At 36.3% G+C, this 18,704-nt stretch carries 22 protein-coding genes and 1 pseudogene; 15 read left to right on the top strand and 8 right to left on the bottom strand.

Translation table 11 applies throughout. The features are described 5' to 3' along the window. Nucleotides 1-11 precede the first annotated feature (11 nt). The 13 genes from KI356_RS07925 to KI356_RS07865 all read left to right on the top strand — a co-directional run bounded on the left by KI356_RS07925 (nucleotide 12) and on the right by KI356_RS07865 (nucleotide 11,391). Complete coding sequence (locus KI356_RS07925) at nucleotides 12-800, top strand: lytic transglycosylase domain-containing protein (protein ID WP_212935193.1); 789 nt, start codon at nucleotides 12-14, stop codon at nucleotides 798-800. Nucleotides 801-866: 66 nt separating this feature from the next. Further along, nucleotides 867-1,091 (top strand): flagellar motor switch protein FliN, encoded by a 225-nt coding sequence (locus tag KI356_RS07920; protein WP_000775712.1) that lies wholly within the window; start codon nucleotides 867-869, stop codon nucleotides 1,089-1,091. A gap of 14 nt (nucleotides 1,092-1,105) precedes the next feature. Continuing rightward, a complete protein-coding gene (fliM, locus tag KI356_RS07915; RefSeq protein ID WP_088058091.1) occupies nucleotides 1,106-2,092 on the top strand; it encodes a flagellar motor switch protein FliM in 987 nt (328 codons plus the stop codon). A gap of 10 nt (nucleotides 2,093-2,102) precedes the next feature. Then, nucleotides 2,103-2,462, top strand: a complete 360-nt coding sequence (gene fliN / locus KI356_RS07910; protein ID WP_002011996.1) for a flagellar motor switch protein FliN — start codon at nucleotides 2,103-2,105, stop codon at nucleotides 2,460-2,462. Nucleotides 2,463-2,474: 12 nt separating this feature from the next. Next, nucleotides 2,475-2,795 carry a hypothetical protein gene (locus KI356_RS07905; protein ID WP_000121176.1) on the top strand — a complete coding sequence of 107 codons (321 nt, stop codon included), beginning with the start codon at nucleotides 2,475-2,477 and terminating at the stop codon, nucleotides 2,793-2,795. After that, a complete protein-coding gene (locus KI356_RS07900; RefSeq protein WP_002118006.1) occupies nucleotides 2,792-3,550 on the top strand; it encodes a flagellar type III secretion system pore protein FliP in 759 nt (252 codons plus the stop codon). Before KI356_RS07905 ends, KI356_RS07900 begins: the two co-directional genes overlap by 4 nt. A gap of 33 nt (nucleotides 3,551-3,583) precedes the next feature. Further along, nucleotides 3,584-3,859 (top strand): flagellar biosynthetic protein FliQ, encoded by a 276-nt coding sequence (locus KI356_RS07895; RefSeq protein WP_001098085.1) that lies wholly within the window; start codon nucleotides 3,584-3,586, stop codon nucleotides 3,857-3,859. A gap of 15 nt (nucleotides 3,860-3,874) precedes the next feature. Beyond that, nucleotides 3,875-4,636, top strand: a complete 762-nt coding sequence (locus tag KI356_RS07890) for a flagellar biosynthetic protein FliR (RefSeq protein WP_212935192.1) — start codon at nucleotides 3,875-3,877, stop codon at nucleotides 4,634-4,636. Nucleotides 4,637-4,646: 10 nt separating this feature from the next. Next, nucleotides 4,647-5,693, top strand: coding sequence for a flagellar type III secretion system protein FlhB (gene flhB / locus KI356_RS07885; RefSeq protein ID WP_212935191.1), 1,047 nt, complete (start codon nucleotides 4,647-4,649; stop codon nucleotides 5,691-5,693). A 24-nt stretch (nucleotides 5,694-5,717) separates the two neighbouring features. Then, nucleotides 5,718-7,784, top strand: a complete 2,067-nt coding sequence (gene flhA / locus KI356_RS07880) for a flagellar biosynthesis protein FlhA (protein WP_212935190.1) — start codon at nucleotides 5,718-5,720, stop codon at nucleotides 7,782-7,784. A gap of 14 nt (nucleotides 7,785-7,798) precedes the next feature. After that, nucleotides 7,799-9,109 carry a flagellar biosynthesis GTPase FlhF gene (gene flhF, locus KI356_RS07875; protein WP_212935189.1) on the top strand — a complete coding sequence of 437 codons (1,311 nt, stop codon included), beginning with the start codon at nucleotides 7,799-7,801 and terminating at the stop codon, nucleotides 9,107-9,109. 43 nt (nucleotides 9,110-9,152) lie between these two features. After that, nucleotides 9,153-9,926: a flagellar basal-body rod protein FlgG gene (locus KI356_RS07870; RefSeq protein WP_212935188.1), complete on the top strand. Its 774-nt coding sequence runs from the start codon at nucleotides 9,153-9,155 to the stop codon at nucleotides 9,924-9,926. 166 nt (nucleotides 9,927-10,092) lie between these two features. Next, nucleotides 10,093-11,391 (top strand): NtaA/DmoA family FMN-dependent monooxygenase, encoded by a 1,299-nt coding sequence (locus tag KI356_RS07865; RefSeq protein ID WP_212935187.1) that lies wholly within the window; start codon nucleotides 10,093-10,095, stop codon nucleotides 11,389-11,391. Between the two features lie 72 nt (nucleotides 11,392-11,463). Here KI356_RS07865 and nrdF read toward each other — a convergent pair whose 3' ends face one another. The 6 genes and pseudogenes from nrdF to ykzS all read right to left on the bottom strand — a co-directional run bounded on the left by nrdF (nucleotide 11,464) and on the right by ykzS (nucleotide 16,490). Further along, nucleotides 11,464-12,432 carry a class 1b ribonucleoside-diphosphate reductase subunit beta gene (gene nrdF, locus KI356_RS07860; protein WP_128282261.1) on the bottom strand — a complete coding sequence of 323 codons (969 nt, stop codon included), beginning with the start codon at nucleotides 12,430-12,432 and terminating at the stop codon, nucleotides 11,464-11,466. Nucleotides 12,433-12,525: 93 nt separating this feature from the next. Then, nucleotides 12,526-13,476, bottom strand: coding sequence for a ribonucleotide reductase barrel domain-containing protein (locus tag KI356_RS07855; RefSeq protein WP_306295567.1), 951 nt, complete (start codon nucleotides 13,474-13,476; stop codon nucleotides 12,526-12,528). Between the two features lie 382 nt (nucleotides 13,477-13,858). Further along, nucleotides 13,859-14,986 (bottom strand): annotated as a pseudogene (locus KI356_RS07850) (ribonucleotide reductase barrel domain-containing protein); the annotation flags it as partial. Further along, entirely contained in the window at nucleotides 14,973-15,332 is a 360-nt protein-coding gene (gene nrdI, locus KI356_RS07845) for a class Ib ribonucleoside-diphosphate reductase assembly flavoprotein NrdI (RefSeq protein WP_000959445.1), read from the bottom strand. The gene nrdI and the pseudogene KI356_RS07850, both read right to left, overlap by 14 nt. A gap of 476 nt (nucleotides 15,333-15,808) precedes the next feature. Beyond that, nucleotides 15,809-16,126, bottom strand: coding sequence for a hypothetical protein (locus tag KI356_RS07840; protein ID WP_128282260.1), 318 nt, complete (start codon nucleotides 16,124-16,126; stop codon nucleotides 15,809-15,811). A 169-nt stretch (nucleotides 16,127-16,295) separates the two neighbouring features. Further along, a complete protein-coding gene (gene ykzS / locus KI356_RS07835) occupies nucleotides 16,296-16,490 on the bottom strand; it encodes a protein YkzS (RefSeq protein ID WP_000360788.1) in 195 nt (64 codons plus the stop codon). 261 nt (nucleotides 16,491-16,751) lie between these two features. On the opposite strand from ykzS, the gene KI356_RS07830 reads away from it, so the two are divergent. Beyond that, complete coding sequence (locus tag KI356_RS07830; RefSeq protein WP_128282259.1) at nucleotides 16,752-17,330, top strand: GNAT family N-acetyltransferase; 579 nt, start codon at nucleotides 16,752-16,754, stop codon at nucleotides 17,328-17,330. A 60-nt stretch (nucleotides 17,331-17,390) separates the two neighbouring features. On the opposite strand, the gene KI356_RS07825 is transcribed toward KI356_RS07830, so the two are convergent. Beyond that, nucleotides 17,391-17,993 carry a histidine phosphatase family protein gene (locus tag KI356_RS07825; protein ID WP_212935186.1) on the bottom strand — a complete coding sequence of 201 codons (603 nt, stop codon included), beginning with the start codon at nucleotides 17,991-17,993 and terminating at the stop codon, nucleotides 17,391-17,393. Between the two features lie 91 nt (nucleotides 17,994-18,084). Further along, entirely contained in the window at nucleotides 18,085-18,240 is a 156-nt protein-coding gene (locus tag KI356_RS07820) for a hypothetical protein (protein WP_002117356.1), read from the bottom strand. Nucleotides 18,241-18,497: 257 nt separating this feature from the next. Between KI356_RS07820 and KI356_RS07815 the strand changes: the two genes are divergently transcribed. Further along, a complete protein-coding gene (locus KI356_RS07815; RefSeq protein ID WP_002064385.1) occupies nucleotides 18,498-18,683 on the top strand; it encodes a YkvS family protein in 186 nt (61 codons plus the stop codon). The last annotated feature ends 21 nt before the right edge of the window (nucleotides 18,684-18,704 follow it).

The raw sequence follows: 18,704 nt of genomic DNA, 5'->3' as shown, positions 1-18,704 counted from the left end.
AAGGTGATATTATGGTAATTGGAAATATAGTAAAAGAAGTTCTTGCATATAAAAAAGGACAAATTCAGCAAAAGTTAAGTAGTCCGCAGACGTTTGTTAGTAGTCGTTTTCAAGATCAATTGCAGAGTGAACCTGCGAAGGAGACGAAGGTTACTCCGCCAACGGCAAAAGTAGAAGATATGAGTCAGCCGGTACAATCTACGAAAATAGAAACGGTTGTTAATAAACCGGTAGAGCCTATTAAAGTAGGGGAAGCGAGTAAACTTGAGGAGACGGAGAAAGCTGAAACGAAGAAAGTGGATGAGGTGCAAGTTGCACAAAAAGAGTTTGAGCGACGTTTCCCAGAAACGAAAAATGAGACTGTTGATACGTGGGGATTAACGAATAAGTATAATATTCAGAAAATACGTTCTTCAAATGAAGGTAAGTATGAGGATATTATTGATCGCGTAAGTAATACATATGGAATTCCGAAAACGTTAATTCAAAAAATGATTGAAGTAGAGTCTAATTTTAATCCGAAAACGGTGTCACATGCAGGTGCGATGGGGCTGATGCAGCTTATGCCAGCAAATGTGAAAGAGATGGGCATAAAGAATCCATTTTCACCAGCTGAAAGTATTGAGGGCGGTGTGAAAGAGTTAAGCGGTTATTTAAAGAAAAATAACGGTGATCTCGTACTTGCGCTTGCTTCTTATAATGCTGGTCCTGGTAATGTGAGAAAGTACGGAGGCGTACCGCCATTTAAAGAAACGCAAGGATATATAAAGAAAATATTGAATATAGACGTTTCGAAATAAGAAATTTCATTTATATAAATAGAGAATATGAAATTTTCGTGAACATGATATGGGAGTTGGCTAGATTTGAAATTACAAGATGATATTCCGTTAACAATTTATTTTGAAATCGGAAATACGAAAAAGAAAATTGAAGATCTGCTTCATATTACGAAAGGTACATTGTATCGTCTTGAAAATTCAACGAAAAATACGGTGCGTCTTATGCTTGAGAATGAAGAGATTGGGACCGGAAAGATTTTAACGAAGAATGGAAAAATGTACGTTGAAATCGTTGAATTGAAAAGGTAGGGAAGGGGATTTTCATGAGTGGCGATAAATTAAGCCAAGAGCAAATTGATGCCCTGCTGAAGGCGGTAAATGAAGGCGAGGAAATGCCAGCTTTCGCACAAGAAGCAGGGAAGCAAGATAAATTTCAAGAGTATGATTTTAATAGACCGGAGAAGTTCGGTGTTGAGCATTTACGTAGTTTGCAAGCGATTGCTTCTACTTTTGGCAAACAGACGTCACAGACGTTGTCAGCGCGTATGCGTATTCCGATTGAACTAGAGCCTTCGACCGTTGAGCAAGTTCCGTTTACGAGTGAGTATGTAGAGAAAATGCCGAAAGATTACTATTTATATTGTGTTATTGATCTCGGCTTGCCAGAGCTTGGAGAAATTGTAATTGAAATAGATTTAGCGTTCGTTATTTATATTCATGAATGCTGGCTTGGCGGAGATAGTAAGCGTAACTTTCTGATGCGTAGACCGTTAACGGCGTTTGAGTTTTTAACGCTTGATAATATATTTGCTCTTCTTTGTAAAAATTTACAACAATCATTTGAAAGCGTTGTTGCGATTGAACCGAAATTTGTAACGACGGAGACAGATCCGAATGCGCTGAAGATTACGACAGCGAGCGATATTATTTCATTACTGAACGTAAATATGAAAACAGATTTTTGGAATACGACAGTTCGTATCGGTATTCCGTTCTTATCCGTTGAAGAAATTATGGATAAGTTAACGTCTGAAAATATTGTCGAACATTCTTCGGATAAGCGTAAAAAGTATACGTCTGAAGTGGAAGCGAAAGTAAATCAAGTGTACAAGCCTGTTCACGTGGCGATTGGTGAACAAAAAATGACAATGGGCGAGATTGAGCAAATTGAAGAAGGCGATATTATTCCGCTTCATACGAAAGTAACAGACCAACTACGTGGTTATGTAGATGGAAAACATAAATTTAATTGTTTTATCGGGAAAGATGGAACGCGTAAGGCGCTCCTATTTAAAAGTTTTATAGAGTAGGAGGATCCATATGAAGCATGAAGTATCTCCTGTGTCATTAATGGGATTAGAAGAATTTGCAGGGAAGCGAAATGAAGCGGGGAAGGCACATATTGATACCGTTTCAGATATTTCGATTGAACTTGGAGTAAAGCTTGGGAAGTCATCAATTACGCTTGGCGATGTGAAGCAATTAAAAGTTGGCGACGTTCTTGAAGTAGAGAAAAATTTAGGACATAAAGTAGATGTATATTTAAGTGATATGAAAGTCGGTATTGGTGAAGCGATCGTAATGGACGAGAAGTTCGGCATTATTATTTCTGAAATTGAAGCTGATAAGAAACATGCAGCGCTTATGAAGGCGCAAAATCAAATGCAGGATAAAGAGTAGAGGAGGAGTCATATGTCGTATATGACGACCTTATTTCAAGTCGTTTTACTGTTTGGTGCGCTCGGTTATGGTGCGTATTATATGACGAAAAAGACGCGCAAACAGCAGTTTTTTAAGCAAGGTGAAAACGGCCATATTCAAGTGAAGGACGGCGTATATTTAAATCATCAAACGAGCGCCTTTTTGTTTGAAGTGGACGGAAAGCAAGTGTTCACTGTTATTAGTAATAACGGTGTGCAATCTGTGCAATTAACAGGAACAGGAAATCAGTTTCAACAAGCGCTAGAAGACGCGGTGAAGAGTGAAACGAAAAAAGTAGAGGATCCATCATGAGAATAAAGAAACAGTTATCGTTATTTGCCGTTATTTTCGTATTTTCTATTATTTTTTCATTTGTTTTTGTAAATCCAGCGTATGCAGCCCCGAACGGTTTTATTAATTTCGAAAATGGAAAAGAGTTTACGAGTAATTCAAGTGTACAACTATTCGCACTCGTTACCCTTCTATCATTATCTTCTTCTATCGTTCTTTTATTTACGCATTTTACGTATTTTATGATTGTTCTTGGGATTACTCGTCAAGGGCTGGGGGTTATGAATTTACCACCAAACCAAGTGCTTGTTGGACTTGCATTATTTTTATCATTATTTACGATGCAGCCAGTGCTTGGTCAGTTAAAGAGTGATGTGTGGGACCCGATGACGAAAGAAAAAATAACAGTAAGCCAAGCTGCGGAGACGACAGCTCCAATTATGAAAGATTATATGTCAAAGCATACGTATAAGCATGATTTGAAAATGATGCTGAAAGTACGCGGAGAAGAGTTACCGAAAGATTTAAAGGATCTTTCACTATTTACGCTTGTGCCATCCTTTACGTTAACGCAAATTCAAAAAGGGTTACTTACAGGGATGTTCATTTATTTAGCGTTTGTCTTTATTGATTTAATTATTAGTACACTTTTAATGTACCTTGGGATGATGATGGTACCGCCGATGATTTTAAGTTTACCATTTAAAATACTCGTTTTCGTATATTTAGGTGGATATACAAAAATCGTCGATATTATGTTTAAAACAGTCGCCTGAAGCGTTTGATGCTATGTGATAGGAGTCATATAAATGAATACGTCACCAATTATAGATATTTTTCAAACCTTTTTTTATAAAGGGGTTATGATTTTAATGCCGGTTGCCGGTGTAAGTATGATTGTCGTTATTATTATCGCTGTCATTATGGCTATGATGCAAATTCAAGAGCAAACGCTGACGTTTTTACCGAAAATGGCGAGTATTGTACTCGTTATTATCATTTTAGGTCCGTGGATGTTTCAAGAGTTAACGACGCTTATTTTAGATTTATTTGATAAAATTCCATCGCTATTGCGTTCGTATTAAGATAGGTGAATTGAAATGAATATGGAATTATGGGCGGCGACGTTTTTTGCATTTTGCCGCATTACTTCATTTTTATATTTTTTACCGTTTTTCTCAGGGCGATCGATTCCAGCGATGGCAAAGGTTACATTTGGACTTGCTCTTTCGATTGCAGTGGCCGATCAAGTGGATGTCTCTCACATTAAGACAGTTTGGGATGTAGCTGCTTATGCAGGAACGCAAATTGTAATTGGATTATCACTTTCAAAAATTGTAGAAATGCTGTGGAACATTCCAAAAATGGCCGGGCATATTTTAGACTTTGATATCGGTTTATCGCAGGCGAGTTTATTTGATGTGAATGCAGGATCACAGTCTACTTTACTATCAACAATTTTTGATATATTTTTTCTTATTATTTTTATTTCACTTGGCGGCATTAATTATTTCGTTGCCACGATTTTAAAGTCGTTTCAATATACAGAGGCGATTTCAAAATTGCTGACGACTAGTTTTTTAGATAGTCTACTCGCAACGTTATTATTTGCGATTACATCAGCGGTTGAAATTGCTCTTCCGCTTATGGGAAGCTTATTCATTATTAATTTCGTCTTAATTTTAATCGCAAAAAATGCACCGCAATTAAACGTTTTTATGAATGCGTACGTGATTAAAATTACGTGTGGTCTTTTGTTTATTGCGATGAGCATACCGATGCTCGGTTATGTGTTTAAAAATATGACAGACGTATTACTAGAAGAGTATACGAAACTATTTAACTTTTTCTTAACGAAGTAGGGGGACACGCATGGCAAAGGATAATAAAACAGAAAAGGCCACCCCGCAGAAGCGTAAAAAATCGCGTGAAGAAGGGAATATTGCCCGGAGTAAAGATTTAAATAATTTATTTTCCATTCTCGTATTAGCAGTTGTCGTTTACTTTTTCGGAGATTGGCTCGGTTATGAAATCGCGAACTCCGTAGCGGTGCTGTTTGATCAAATTGGAAAAAATACAGATGTGACGGAGTATTTGTATTTAATGGGGATTTTACTTTTGAAAGTATCGGCCCCTATATTAATACTCGTATACGCCTTTCATTTATTCAATTATATGATTCAAGTCGGTTTCTTATTTTCTTCTAAAGTAATAAAGCCGAAAGCGTCACGTATTAACCCGAAAAACTATTTTACGAGATTGTTTAGTCGTAAAAGCTTAGTAGATATTTTGAAATCACTGTTTTATATGGGATTAATCGGTTACGTTTCGTACGTTCTCTTTAAAAAGAATTTAGAGAAGATTGTTAGTATGATTGGATTTAACTGGACAGCGTCACTTACTGAAATTATTAGCCAAATTAAATTTATCTTTTTAGCCATTTTAATTATTTTAATCGTTCTTTCTATTATTGATTTCATTTATCAAAAATGGGAGTACGAACAAGATATTAAGATGAAAAAAGAAGAGGTGAAACAAGAGCATAAAGATAATGAAGGAGACCCGCAAGTAAAAGGGAAACGAAAAAACTTTATGCATGCCATCTTGCAAGGGACAATTGCGAAGAAGATGGATGGTGCAACGTTTATTGTGAACAACCCAACGCATATTTCGGTTGTACTTCGTTACAATAAACAAGTTGATGCGGCGCCAATTGTCGTTGCAAAAGGGGAAGATGAGCTCGCATTATATATACGAACACTTGCCCGTGAACAAGAAATACCAATGGTGGAAAACCGTCCGCTCGCTCGGTCTTTATATTATCAAGTCGAGGAAGATGAGGCGATTCCAGAAGATTTATACGTAGCTGTAATTGAAGTTATGCGCTATTTAATTCAAACGAACGAACTTGAAGTATAATAGCGCGTTTGGAGGAGATCTCTTTTGTTTAAGATAGATTCTGCACGAACCTATTTTTCTATCTTTTTAGCAGCGTCATTCGTTGTGGCGCTCTTAATTCCACTTCCACCATTTATACTTGATATCGTTATCGTTTTTCTACTAAGTATGTCAGTGCTTATTTATATGCGAGCTACAAGTATTAACGAGTGGGATGAATTAAAGTCATTTCCGACGATGTTGTTATTAATCGGGATTTTTCGCGTATCGATTAACGTTTCGACGACGCGAGCGATTTTAACAGACGGAAATGCGGGTCATGTTATTGAAGAGTTCGGCCAGTTCGTAATTGGCGGAAACTTATTAATTGGTATCGTTATTTTTATAGTATTAATCATATTCCAATTTATCGTTGCAAACGGTGCGTCTCGTACAGCTGAAGTTGCAGCTCGTTTTACACTTGATTCTTTACCAGGGAAACAAATGTCTATCGATGCTGATTTAAATCAGCGTCTTATTACAGAAAAAGATGCACAGGCGAAACGAAAAAAATTAAATATGGAAACAGAGTTTTACGGAGCGATGGATGGTGCCGGAAAGTTCATTAAAGGTGATGTTATTTTCGGGATTGTTATTTTATTCGTAAATATTATTTTCGGTTTAATTGTCGGTATGATGCAGCAAGGAATGAGCTTTGCAGAAGCAGCTCTTCATTATACACAGTTAACTGTCGGGGATGGAATTGTAAACCAAATCGGTTCGTTAATGCTTGCGATTTCAACAGGTATTATCGTAACGCGTGTATTTGACGGTTCATCTGATACAGTAACTGAAGGAATCTTTAAAGAGTTATTAGCGCATGAAGTTGTTGTATATGCGCTCGGTGGTTTATTTATCGCAATGGGTGTTTTTACACCGTTACCATTTTTACCATTCGCTCTCGTTGGAGGCACGATTATTTTCTTAGGAGTTCGTAATAAAAAGCGAATAAAGAAAGAAAAAGAAGACGAGCTTCAAAAGGAATTAGAAATGATTCAAGGCGATGAAGAGCAATTACAGCAAGTGGAAGATTCATTCGGAGTCTTTACAGATAAATACCCAATTATCGTAGAGCTCGGATTAGATTTAGCGGCGCTTGTGAAGCAGAAAATTAACGGGGAAACAGCAAGGGATAAAGTTGTTCTTATGAGGAAATCGATTATTACCGACCTTGGTATTAACGTTCCGGGAATTAATTTTAAAGATAATACGAGCTTTAGACCACGCGGACGTTACGTTATTCGTATTAAAGGTGCGAAGGCGGCTGAAGGTGTTTTAAAATCAGGTTATTTATTAGCATTGAAAACACCGAACGTAATGGCTGATTTAGATGCAGAGCCAGCGAAAGATCCAATTTTCGGCGAAGATGGATATTGGATTTTGGAGCATATGGTACAAGATGCACAAATGAAAGGCTATCAAGTATTAGAGCCACTTAGCATATTAATTACGCATTTAGATGTTGTCGTTAGACGTAATCTTCACGAGTTAATTCAGCGTCAACATGTGAAAGATTTAATTCAATCACTGGAAACTGATAATGGCGTTTTATTAGAAGAAATTAAGAAGAAAGAAATCGATTTATCACTCGTGCAAAATGTTATTAAACAACTGCTGAAAGAAGGAATTTCAATCCGCGATTTACCAACAATTATTGAAGGTATTATTGACGGGAAGGAAATTTATCAAAACCATGTTGATGGTGTCACTGCATTTGTTCGTGAATGTATTTCAAAAGTTATTTGTGAGAGTGCGAAAAATCCTGACGGGAAAATTTATGCGGCGCTATTCGCTGACTCAATTGAATTGGATGCAGATGTTGTTAACAATTCGTATCAAGGTTATTTATTAAACTGGGATTTAGATTTAGAAACGCGAGTAGTAGAGCAAGTACAGCGCGTTTTCAAACAAGCTCGTTTAATGGGAAGAGAGCCAGTATTATTAACACGCAGAAAAGATTTCAGATTTGCAATTGTGAGACTGCTTGAACGTTATCAAATAGAAGCAAAAGTATTATGTATTAGTGAATTAGCACCAGAAATTGTTGTAGATCAAATTGCTTATATTGAATAGTAGGAGGTGAAGTAATGGAAAGTACAGAAAAAAAAGAAGCGTTAATGCGAATAAAAGCAGCTTCGAAAAATGAATTGTATCGAAAGTTATTTGACCAATATGGTACAGATTATTACTACGTTGTCGATGAAAGTGTAAAACGAAACATCCCGTTTTTCTGGAAGAAGAATTATGAAATGTTAGTCGCTTTTCCTGAAGATAAAAAGGAAGAAAGTAACGAAGGCATAGCTCATTTTCATGACCAATTAATGGATGTTGTAAATGAAATTCCAGAAGAAATTGTGAAGGCAAATGGAATTCAATCGGTCTTGCACAATTTAGAAAACGTAACGACTTCTATGCCGTACGCAGCGATGCAAACAGGAAATAGTGAAGAATGGGCAAGAAAAAAAGAGAAACTATTACAACTGTTTGAAAAAGGGATTGTCGTTGTGAAACAGACGGAAGAGGCGAAAGTAACGAAAAAACAGCCTGCTGTGAAACAAGTTATTCCTGTAAAGAAAGAAGAAGTAGTTGTTAAAAAAGAAACGCAGGAATCTGTGCCATTTATTATTCAAAAAGTAATTCGGATGTTAGAACAAAACGATGTGGAACAATACTTTATTCATGCATATGCTGAAAAATTAAAAGTGAAGTTTGAGAATGCGACGATGATTACAGAAGAGGAAGTCATCGGATACATATTGGAAGATATGAGGTCTCATTTCAATACTGAAAACGTATTTGAAAAAGAGGTACAAACGATTGCGTTAATCGGCCCAACTGGCGTTGGAAAAACGACGACACTTGCAAAAATGGCATGGCAGTTTCACGGTAAGAAAAAAACGGTCGGTTTTATTACGACAGATCATTCACGCATTGGGACAGTACAGCAATTACAAGATTACGTAAAAACAATTGGATCAGAAGTAATTGCTGTGCGAGATGAAGCTGCAATGACAAGGGCGCTCACTTATTTTAAAGAAGAAGCGCGCGTCGATTATATATTAATAGATACAGCTGGGAAAAACTATCGTACGTCAGAAACGGTTGAAGAAATGATTGAGACGATGGGACAAGTAGAACCAGACTATATTTGCTTAACGTTATCAGCTTCTATGAAAAGTAAAGATATGATTGAAATCATTACGAATTTTAAAGATATTCATATTGATGGTATCGTGTTTACGAAATTTGATGAAACAGCGAGTAGTGGTGAATTGTTGAAAATTCCAGCTGTATCATCAGCTCCAATTGTATTAATGACAGATGGACAAGATGTGAAGCAACATATACATATCGCTACAGCTGAACATTTAGCAAAACAAATGTTACAAACATCGTAAGAAAAGAGGTGAAGAATAAGGCGCTTGCCTTATTCAAACGAGTATGAACGGTCTTTATATAGGTTCTATGGGTATGATGAATTACATGCAGCGTTTAAATGTTCATTCGAATAACGTTGCAAATGCCCAAACGACAGGATTTAAAGCAGAAAACATGACTTCTAAAGTATTTGATGTGCAAGACACATATCGCCGCGGAGACGGATCGGCGACAAATATCGGTTCGGTCGATTACGCTGTTGTACCAGCTGCGACACATGTGAATTTAGCGCAAGGAAATATACAAATTACAAATAGCCCTACAGATTTCTTTTTAGATGACGGTGCAGCTGGTACATCATCATTTTTCGTTACATCTAAAAATGATGAAACGTTTTTAACGAGAGATGGTAGTTTTACGTTAAATAGTGATCGTTATTTACAAACAGCATCTGGCGCTTTCGTAATGGGTGAGAATAATGAACGTATTCGTATTCCAGAAGGAGCAAAGATAGCTGTACAAGCAGACGGCACTTTATACGATGAAGTAACACAAAATAACATTGCTCGCTTGCAAACGAAAACAGTCGATGCAGAAACGAATGCCCGTCTCGTGCAACGTGAAAATAAAAGTTTTACACTAGCAGAAGGAAATATTGCTGATTTACCGAACGGTACAGGGATAGTAAAAAATCACATGCTAGAAAATTCAAATGTGGATATGACGAAAGAAATGGCTGATCTTATGACGAATCAAAAAATGATTCAAGCATCGCAGCGCATTATGACTTCATTTGATAAAATTTATGAAAAAGAAGCGAATGAAATATTGAGATAAGGGACTCCCGTAAGCGGGAGTTTTTTTTGTTGCATTTATTTCAGTAAAACCATAAAATGATATTTATAATCATTATCATTTTATGGTGTTATAAAAAATACAAGATGTGATAGTAGTGGCATTTGCTTAACTAGGTGAATTAAAAATAAGGGGAAGGTGTGTACATATGTCTACAAAAAAACAACTTTGCATTGGGTTATGTTTAATTTCTAGAAAGAAAGAACAAGAGAATAAGTTTGATTCAGGAATCAATGAACAAGTAGAGTTAGCACAACGGGCAGAAAAGGCTAAGTTAGATTTTGTATTTAAAGCCGATTATTTAGTGGCGCACCCTGATTTAATTGCTCGTAATAAGGGGAATGTAATTTTAGATCCAACATTATTATTTACTGCTATTGCTTATGCAACAGAAAAAATTGGAGTTGTTACGACAGCTTCAACATCATTTTATCCACCATACATACTAGCGAGGCAACTACAATCTTTAAATTGGATTAGTAACGGCCGAGTAGGATGGAACATTGTCACATCAATTGATGGTGCTGGAAACTTTGGTGAGACAGGGATGCCACCATCTGAAGAGCGATACGCGAAAGCGGCAGAATGTACAGAGTTAGTAAGAAAACTTTGGAGGAGCCATCCTTATGAAGTTTTGAAAGTAGATAACGCTGACGTGATTAGAGATATGGTACAGCCAATTGAGCATCGTGGCGAGCATTTTGAGGTGAAAGGTCCACTTAATGTCCCGCAGCATATTTCTGGGGAAATGCCTTTATTTCAAGCTGGTGCTTCAGAGTCTGGCCGGAATTTCGCCGCTTCTGTTGCTGATGCAATTTTTGCTGCAACGCCAGATGTAGAGTCAGGAATTGAACTGCGTCAAGATTTAAGAAGAAGAGCAGAGCAACATGGCCGTCAGTCAGATGATATACGTGTATTGCCTGGTTTATATTTCTTTATTGGCGATACATATGAAGAAGCGTTAGAAATGCACAGGCAAGCTCATCAACATCTCACAAAAGAGAAGAGGTATGCTTTACTTGAAATGGTTCTCGGACTAGACGTTAGAGGGATTCCGTTAGAAAGTAAGGTAACTGAAGATATGCTACCAAGCAGGGAGCAAACTGTGCGTAGTAAAACACATGCCGAATTATTACGGAATTACATCATTAAAAATGAGCCAACTGTTGAACAAATACTGGAGCGACCAGAAGTTGTTGGCTCTGCTCATTGGGTAGCGGTTGGCACATCACAAGATGTTTGTAAGCAAATTATGGATAGGTTTGAAGCCGGAGCATTAGATGGATTTATTGCAATTCCAGGGGGACCTCCAAAATCATTGGATTTATTCTTTAGTGAAGTCATTCCTTTATTCGTGAGAGCAGGTGTGTTTAGGGAAGAGTATACAGGTTCAACCTTACGTGAGCATTTGGAGGGGAACATATCAAATACTTTGCAGTTAAAATAATAACGTTATGTAAAAAAGCCTTATCATTATGGCTGTCTTTTCTATAAAGACAGCTTTTTCTATAACACTATATTAAAAATTGAATACGAAGTCATCGTCTGCTAACTTTTCAACGTTCGTTGCTTTTACGTAACCATTTCCTTTTACCGAGAAGAAATCATGGTTTTTCGTATCTGTACGTAAACCATTTAAAACGATTGGGTTAATTTCTTCTTCCTCAAACTTCGGCTCAAGTCCTAAGTTCATAAGTCCTTTATTCGCATTGTAACGAACGAAACGATTTACATCTTCTACAAGACCGATAGAAGTGTAAATTTCTTCTGTATATGCCATTTCGATTTCATATAGTTCCATTAATAACTCTTGCGTTTCCTTTTGCACTTCTTGTTGATCTTCTGCAGAAAGTTCTGCGAAGATTTGTTGTGCTAAAATACCGACGAATACGCCGTGAATGGACTCATCACGAATGATTAGGTTAATAATCTCACCACTTGCCGTCAGTTTACCTTGACCAGCTAAGTAAAGTGGATAGAAGAACCCACTATAGAATAAGTAACTTTCTAAGAATACACTTGCTACCATTGCCATGTATAGCTCTTTTTTCGTTACTTCAGGCTTTAATAAACGACGATAGTAACTAGTAACAATACCAGCCTTTTTCTCAAGTAATGGATGGTTATCTACCCATTCAAAAATATCATCAATTTCTTCTTCCGTAGCTAGCGTTGTGAAAATATGACTGTAACTCTTCGCATGTACTTCTTCCATAGCTCCCATGAAAGCTAATACACTTTTCGCTTGTAAATTTTCAAGATGAACAAGTACAAGTGGCATCCCTTCGCCGCCTTGTTTCGTATCTAAAAGTGTTAAACCACCTAATACACGCTTATAAGCAACCTGCTCTTCTTTTGATAATTGTGCCCAAGTATTTTTGTCAGAAGATACCGCGATTTCTTCTTCTGTCCAAAACTGAGCGATGTTTTGCTTCCAAAACATTAAACTAAAATCATCTTCTTTTTTGTTCCAGTTTACCGCACGCATTCAATCGCCCCTTCTCTAAATAAACATGAAAAATCGATAACTAAGCATGAGCAGGGTTCAGAAAACCCTGCTCATAATGTCACACTTTTTATATTAAACGGTACAAGCCACGCACTCTTCCACACTTAACTTACGTGTTCTTGTATAGTACAGACTCTTTAAGCCTTTTTTATGCGCATAGATGTAGTAACGTGCTAACTCACGTGTTGAAATATCACTATTAACGTAAAGAATCGTACTAATTCCTTGGTCAATATGCTCTTGAATTTCTGCGATTAAATCAATTAGTTTAAACTGATTCATATCGTAAGAAGATTTATAGTACCAGAACGTATCTTTTGATAAATACGGCATTGGATAATATGTTGTCGCATTCGCATACGTTCTTGATTCGATTTGACTTACGATTGGCATTACGCTTGAAGTTGCATTTTGAACGTAACTGATAGATTGTGTAGGAGCGATTGCAAGACGATATGAATTATATAATCCATTCTTCTTCACTTGCTCTTTTAAACTTGTCCAATCTTCTTTTGTTGGAATATGAATTCCTTCAAATAATTGCTGAACTTTTTCAGTTACTGGGCTGTAATCTGTCGTTTCATACTTTTCAAAGTATGTGCCATTCGCATAATCAGACTTATCGAAGTCTTTAAATGTTTCGCCTTTTTCTTTAGCGATTTCCATACTTTTCTCAATCGAGTAGTAATTTAACATCATAAAGAATGTACGAGCGAACTCTTTCGCTTCTGCACTTTCATATGCGATTTTATTTTTTGATAAATATCCGTGTAAATTCATTGCTCCAAGTCCAACTGAATGAAGCTCATCATTTGCTTTTTTCACAGTTGGTGCATTCGGAATGATCGTCATATCAGAAACAGCTGTTAAAGCTTCCATTCCCGCATGAACTGCTTCACGAATTTCTTTATTTTCCATTACATTTACGATATTTAACGATCCTAAGTTACAGTTAATATCACGACGGATAATGTCATCTGTACCGTAATCATTTATTTCAGAAGTTTCTTGAAGCTGGAAGATTTCTGTCTCGAATGTTCAACCGAGTTCGCTACTACTCAGTCCGTTGCTCACGCAACTGCTGTATGTCACCATACAGGACAGACTATATCATCACCTACAGCATTACCTGGTTAGGTGCTCCGCTTTTCGAACGCCAATCGCTTGCGCTCTACTCCCAAATGGGATAGTCGTTAGGCTTTTACTTATCTTAATCTTTCAGAAAGTCTCTTATTACTTTATGTTGTCCGATAACTCTGCTATACAAAATAATAAGATACATTCTGAACTTTTATATTTTCATTCTAAGATAAGATTTAGCACGGTAGGTTACCTCAAACTTGAGGCTTTCCCCGTTTAACGGAGTTTTCGACTAGCATTTCTACTAGAAGGTGCTACATATTTAACACAAGTTCGACATCTTCACAGTTCCAATATCCTTCAATGGATGCTGGTTATTTGCATTTGATTTAAACATTAAGTATGGGTAACCAGACTCAAGCTGGATCATAGCGATTTTAATCAGCATATCACGTGCACTAATATCTAGTGGCTTCTTCTTCACTTTCGGATTGCTCATTAATTCATCGTACATTTCATCAATATCTATATCATCTAAATGTTTTCCGTACTCTTTAAATACTGTATAAGGCGCGAAAACATGGAAAGGTTCGTTTTTCTCAGCAAGTTCAAAGAACTTACTTGGAACGATAATTCCGATTGATAGAGACTGAATACGGCTCTTCTCATCGGCATTTATTTTTTTTGTATCAAGGAATTCAATAATATCCCAATGGAAAATGTTTAAGTATACAGCGCCGGCACCTTTTCGTTGGCCAAGTTGATTCGCATATGAAAACGAATCTTCAAGCAATTTCATAACTGGTACTACACCACTTGCGGCGTTATCAATACCTTTAATTTGCTCACCACGTGCGCGTAGCTTAGATAAGTTTAAAGCTACTCCACCACCGATTTTCGATAATTGCATTGCAGTATTAATGTTAAAGCCAATTGAATTTAAGCTATCGTCCATCTCTAACAAGAAACAAGACACCATTTCTCCTCTTCTGCTTCTTCCCGCATTTAAAAAGGTTGGTGTCGCTGGTTGGTAGTTTTGTTTTACAATCATGCTTGCGAAGTGTTTTGCCTTCGCAACATCACCGCGTCCTAAGTATAATGACACAATTGCTACACGATCTTCATAGCTTTCTAAGTATTGTTTTTGATCATTCGTTTTTAACGCATAATCTTTATAGAACTTAGATGCTGCCATATAAGATTGGAACTCGAAGTTTTCACCATAAGCGATGTTATATACTCCCTCTACTTCCTCCAATCTATACTCGTCCAGAACGTTGTAATAGTAATCGTGTTCTTTCATATACTCCATTCGCTCTGCCACGCTATTAAAATGAACGGTATTCTCTCTAGCTTCTTCCATAAAGACTTCTAACGCCTCTTTATCTTTATGAAGCTGATAAAAACCGTCCTGCATTTGCGTGATTTCATTATTCAGTTCAATGTGTCGCAATCTCCCGCACCCTTTCTTTAAAATATTCTACATCATTATTTGTTCCAGATAACTCAAATTTTGATACAATAGGCACTTCATATTTAGTAGAAATTTTGTCAGCACTTGCACCGAACATGTCTCCCCAATTACGATTGCCGCTTGCAGATACGCCTTTTAATTTTTCATTATTGCGTTCTAAAAAGTCTAAAACACGTTCCGGTACATTGCCAAAACCTGTTGTATACGTAATAAGAATAAAGTCTTCATCTAATACTAGAGCTTCATCAATTTGAACGGCCGGCATATTTAATTTGTGGATGAAACGCTTCACGTTTCCTGTCATAGAATCATATGCAACTAACATTTCCGACCCTCCCTCTCCAATCTATATTCTCTGTATGTCATTTCTTGTTTTCTCTATATATTGTATTACGTTTCAAAATAAGACACAAGATATATGTATAAAATCTTTATTTTTTTAACTTTTACTTTTCGACATGATCATCGTTTTTTTTCAATACAAAGACTATGAAACAACATTCTAAAACTCATGTCAATAAAGTGCTTTTCAAAAAAGTTGTCAACGCATTTAACCTCATTTTAAAAAAGTTAGCAATATTTTTTGTCATAAAACAGTAAATGCTGGAGGATTATATTTCTCCAGCATCACGCAAAAAAGAACAGACATTAAACTATAATCTGTTCTAAAAAACGATTACATTTATCAATTTTACTTTATTAAATAGTATACATACTCTTTCTTTCCTCGTTACATACTAAAAGATAACTATTATAGAAAAAGATTATTATTATGGAACTTCAATTTATTTATGAAAAAAATTATTCAGGGTGCTCAATACGCAAAATATCTTTTACAAATATATGATGTGGATTCTCATCTTTATCGAGCATTGTACATACAGGAGCTTCTTCATCAAAGTATACAATCATTCCTTCTACGTACTGATATGTATGTTGAACTTGTACAGTTACTTTAATTTCTACAGCTTGCTCATATGCTCTTTTTATTTTCTGAAGCATTTTTGCTGAACATTTTCGTTTCTCTGGATACATAACCATTCCCATAAACCTATTCCCAGCTCTATCTTTCCACATATAGTCCCAATGTGGTAATATGCTTTGTTTAAAATCTCCCATAATTCTCCTCTCCTTTATCTTCTATTTATCCCGCATTAACGGGCAGTAAGACTCTCACCTTGAAATTCAATGGATACAAGGAAGTCAGGTGGGAGATAACTGCCCGTAAATGCCCGATTGGTTCAACTAATAATCAGTGGGGGATGCCCCCACTGATTAAAGTTTCACTTTATGAACGTGGTGTTTCTGAATATGTATAAATTACCTGTCCACCGCGCTGTGCGTTCCCGATAATATGTTTAAAATCTTCTCGACTTACAACAACTTCCCTGAACGTATAAAATACATCTTTCGTCGCAACATACTCCTTTATTTCACCATTTTTCAGCTGATCCAAAATTGCATTTGCTAATTGTTTATCCATGTATTTCACCTCTCTGCAATAGTTTATTTTATCGCATCTTCTATATGTCGACAACGGTAAAATTATCCCGTTACTATTATGTAATTCACTTTTATTATTTTTATAGCTATATCACTTTATTATATTCGCACTAAATATCATATACTAACATAGCTACTTCTCTATATCAAACTTTTTGACGCTCTGTATAACAAAGTTCCAAGCCACTGTTTGTTATTTTATTTTATGCTACAATATATACATAGAACTAGGAGGGATACTATGATTCGGAAAGCAAAAAAGACAGATGCGGTAGGAGTAGCACCTTTACTGTATGACGCTCTGCACGAAATTGCTGAAAAAATCACAGGTAGCACAATTGAAGCAAAAGTAATACTAGGACTTGAAACATGGTTCGCAAAAGAAAATAATCGATTGAGCTATGAAAACTGTTTAGTGGCTGAACAAGACGGAAAAGTAGTTGGAGTTATTGTCGTTTATCACGGTAGTGACGCTGAACAACTTGATGCACCAATCGTACACCACTTAAGAGAACTACATGAAGACGAATTCATTACGTTAGAAAAAGAAGCTGAACTTGATGAGTATTATATTGACACGTTGTCAGTTTCAAATATGTACAGTGGACGTGGCATTGGCTCTAAATTAATCGATGCAGCTGAACTTCATGCAACTGAAAAAGGTCATGAAAGAATTGCCTTACTTGTTAATTTAGAAAACAAGCGTGCGTTTTCACTATATGAAAAACTCGGTTATAAAGAAGATAAAATCGTTATGCTCGTCGGTGAACCGTATGCCCATCTAATAAAACCATTACGGTCATTGGTTTCTATATATTAAAAGGACAATTCTTTTTTGCTTGTTATGTAGAGAAAGAGGCTGCCAAAGGGACAGCCTCTTTTAAGTTAATTTTGTATTTAATACATTTCCATCCATCTCCTCATGAAATGTATACGTTGTACATCCCCATGGCTTCCTATGAAAAATAGGCGAACCAGACCATCCCATTGCCCTCAGTTCAGTCCCAATCATCGCATTAAAATAACTATGACCTACAAGGGCAATACGTCCATGTACGAGCGCATAGCGGTGCAACATATTAGCAGCTTGCCTTGCTCTTTCTCGTACTTCCTTATAAGACTCAACATCTTTACTATAACCAAATATCCATCGTGTACGTCCAATAAACATCCATACATTAGGTTTACACTTCAACCATTTTGGAGCATAAAAACTCGTTGGAACTTCAGCTTCCCTAAAAAGAGGATTTTGCACAAAAGATAAAGAATCAGTTAATTCGGCTGTTGATTGCGCAGCACGCCTCTGATCACTCGTTACAACCAATTTCGCTGATTCAATCGTCTCAATTGTTTCAATTGGTATAGGAGTTTCTTTTACGGTAGTCCCTAAATCATATTGCTTCATCCATTCACGAAATGAAATAATTGTCATTGGCTCTATAGTACTGTCCAAACGACCATGACGAATAAAAGAAATTCGCATTCTTTCCACTCCCCATTCATCACTTACGAACTATATTACGTACTATTTCTTATTGCCATCATACCATGCATAAAAAGAAAGTTATATATCATTACATATCCCCACCACTATGATGTGTTATTGATGTGTGCACACCATCCAGTCCATCAAAATATGTAGTTGTTTCATGATGACGCACTTTCTTCAACTGTATATAAGAAAATAAAAATAATAAAATCGCTATAAAGCTCCCCACAATTTCAAACATCATTTTACCGCCCCTAATTTCTCCCACTTTAGTAGGTCATTGTATCTTTTATTATACTCCTATATAAAGATGTATGCATTTTCATCCTCCCTCTCCTAAACAATATCTTTTTACATATTCCCTTACAAAAAGTGAATATTTTTCGATTTTTTACTTTGGAAACATTTACAAAGTAGTAAATATAGTTCAAAATAAGAGGAAATAAAAAAGCCCAAATTATTCTTTTTTTGGGAAAACTAGAACAAGGAGAGTTGCTTATGCAGATCGCAGAAACTGGAGATATCATCGAATTTAAAGGTGGAATGCAAGGCCGTGTTCAAAAGGTAAATCAAAACTCCGTTATTGTTGATATAACAATTATGGAGAATTTTAGAGAACTAGATATGGAACCCCTTACAGTTGTAAGCCATAAAAACTATACTGTCATTAATCAACATGCATAATATAATAGAAAGAAAGGATCT

It is taken from the genome of Bacillus hominis, from assembly GCF_018332515.1.
Classification (GTDB): Bacteria; Bacillota; Bacilli; order Bacillales; family Bacillaceae_G; genus Bacillus_A; species Bacillus_A hominis.
The sequence above is the reverse complement of the archived record's forward strand: the minus strand, read 5'-3'. Positions and strand labels throughout refer to the sequence as shown.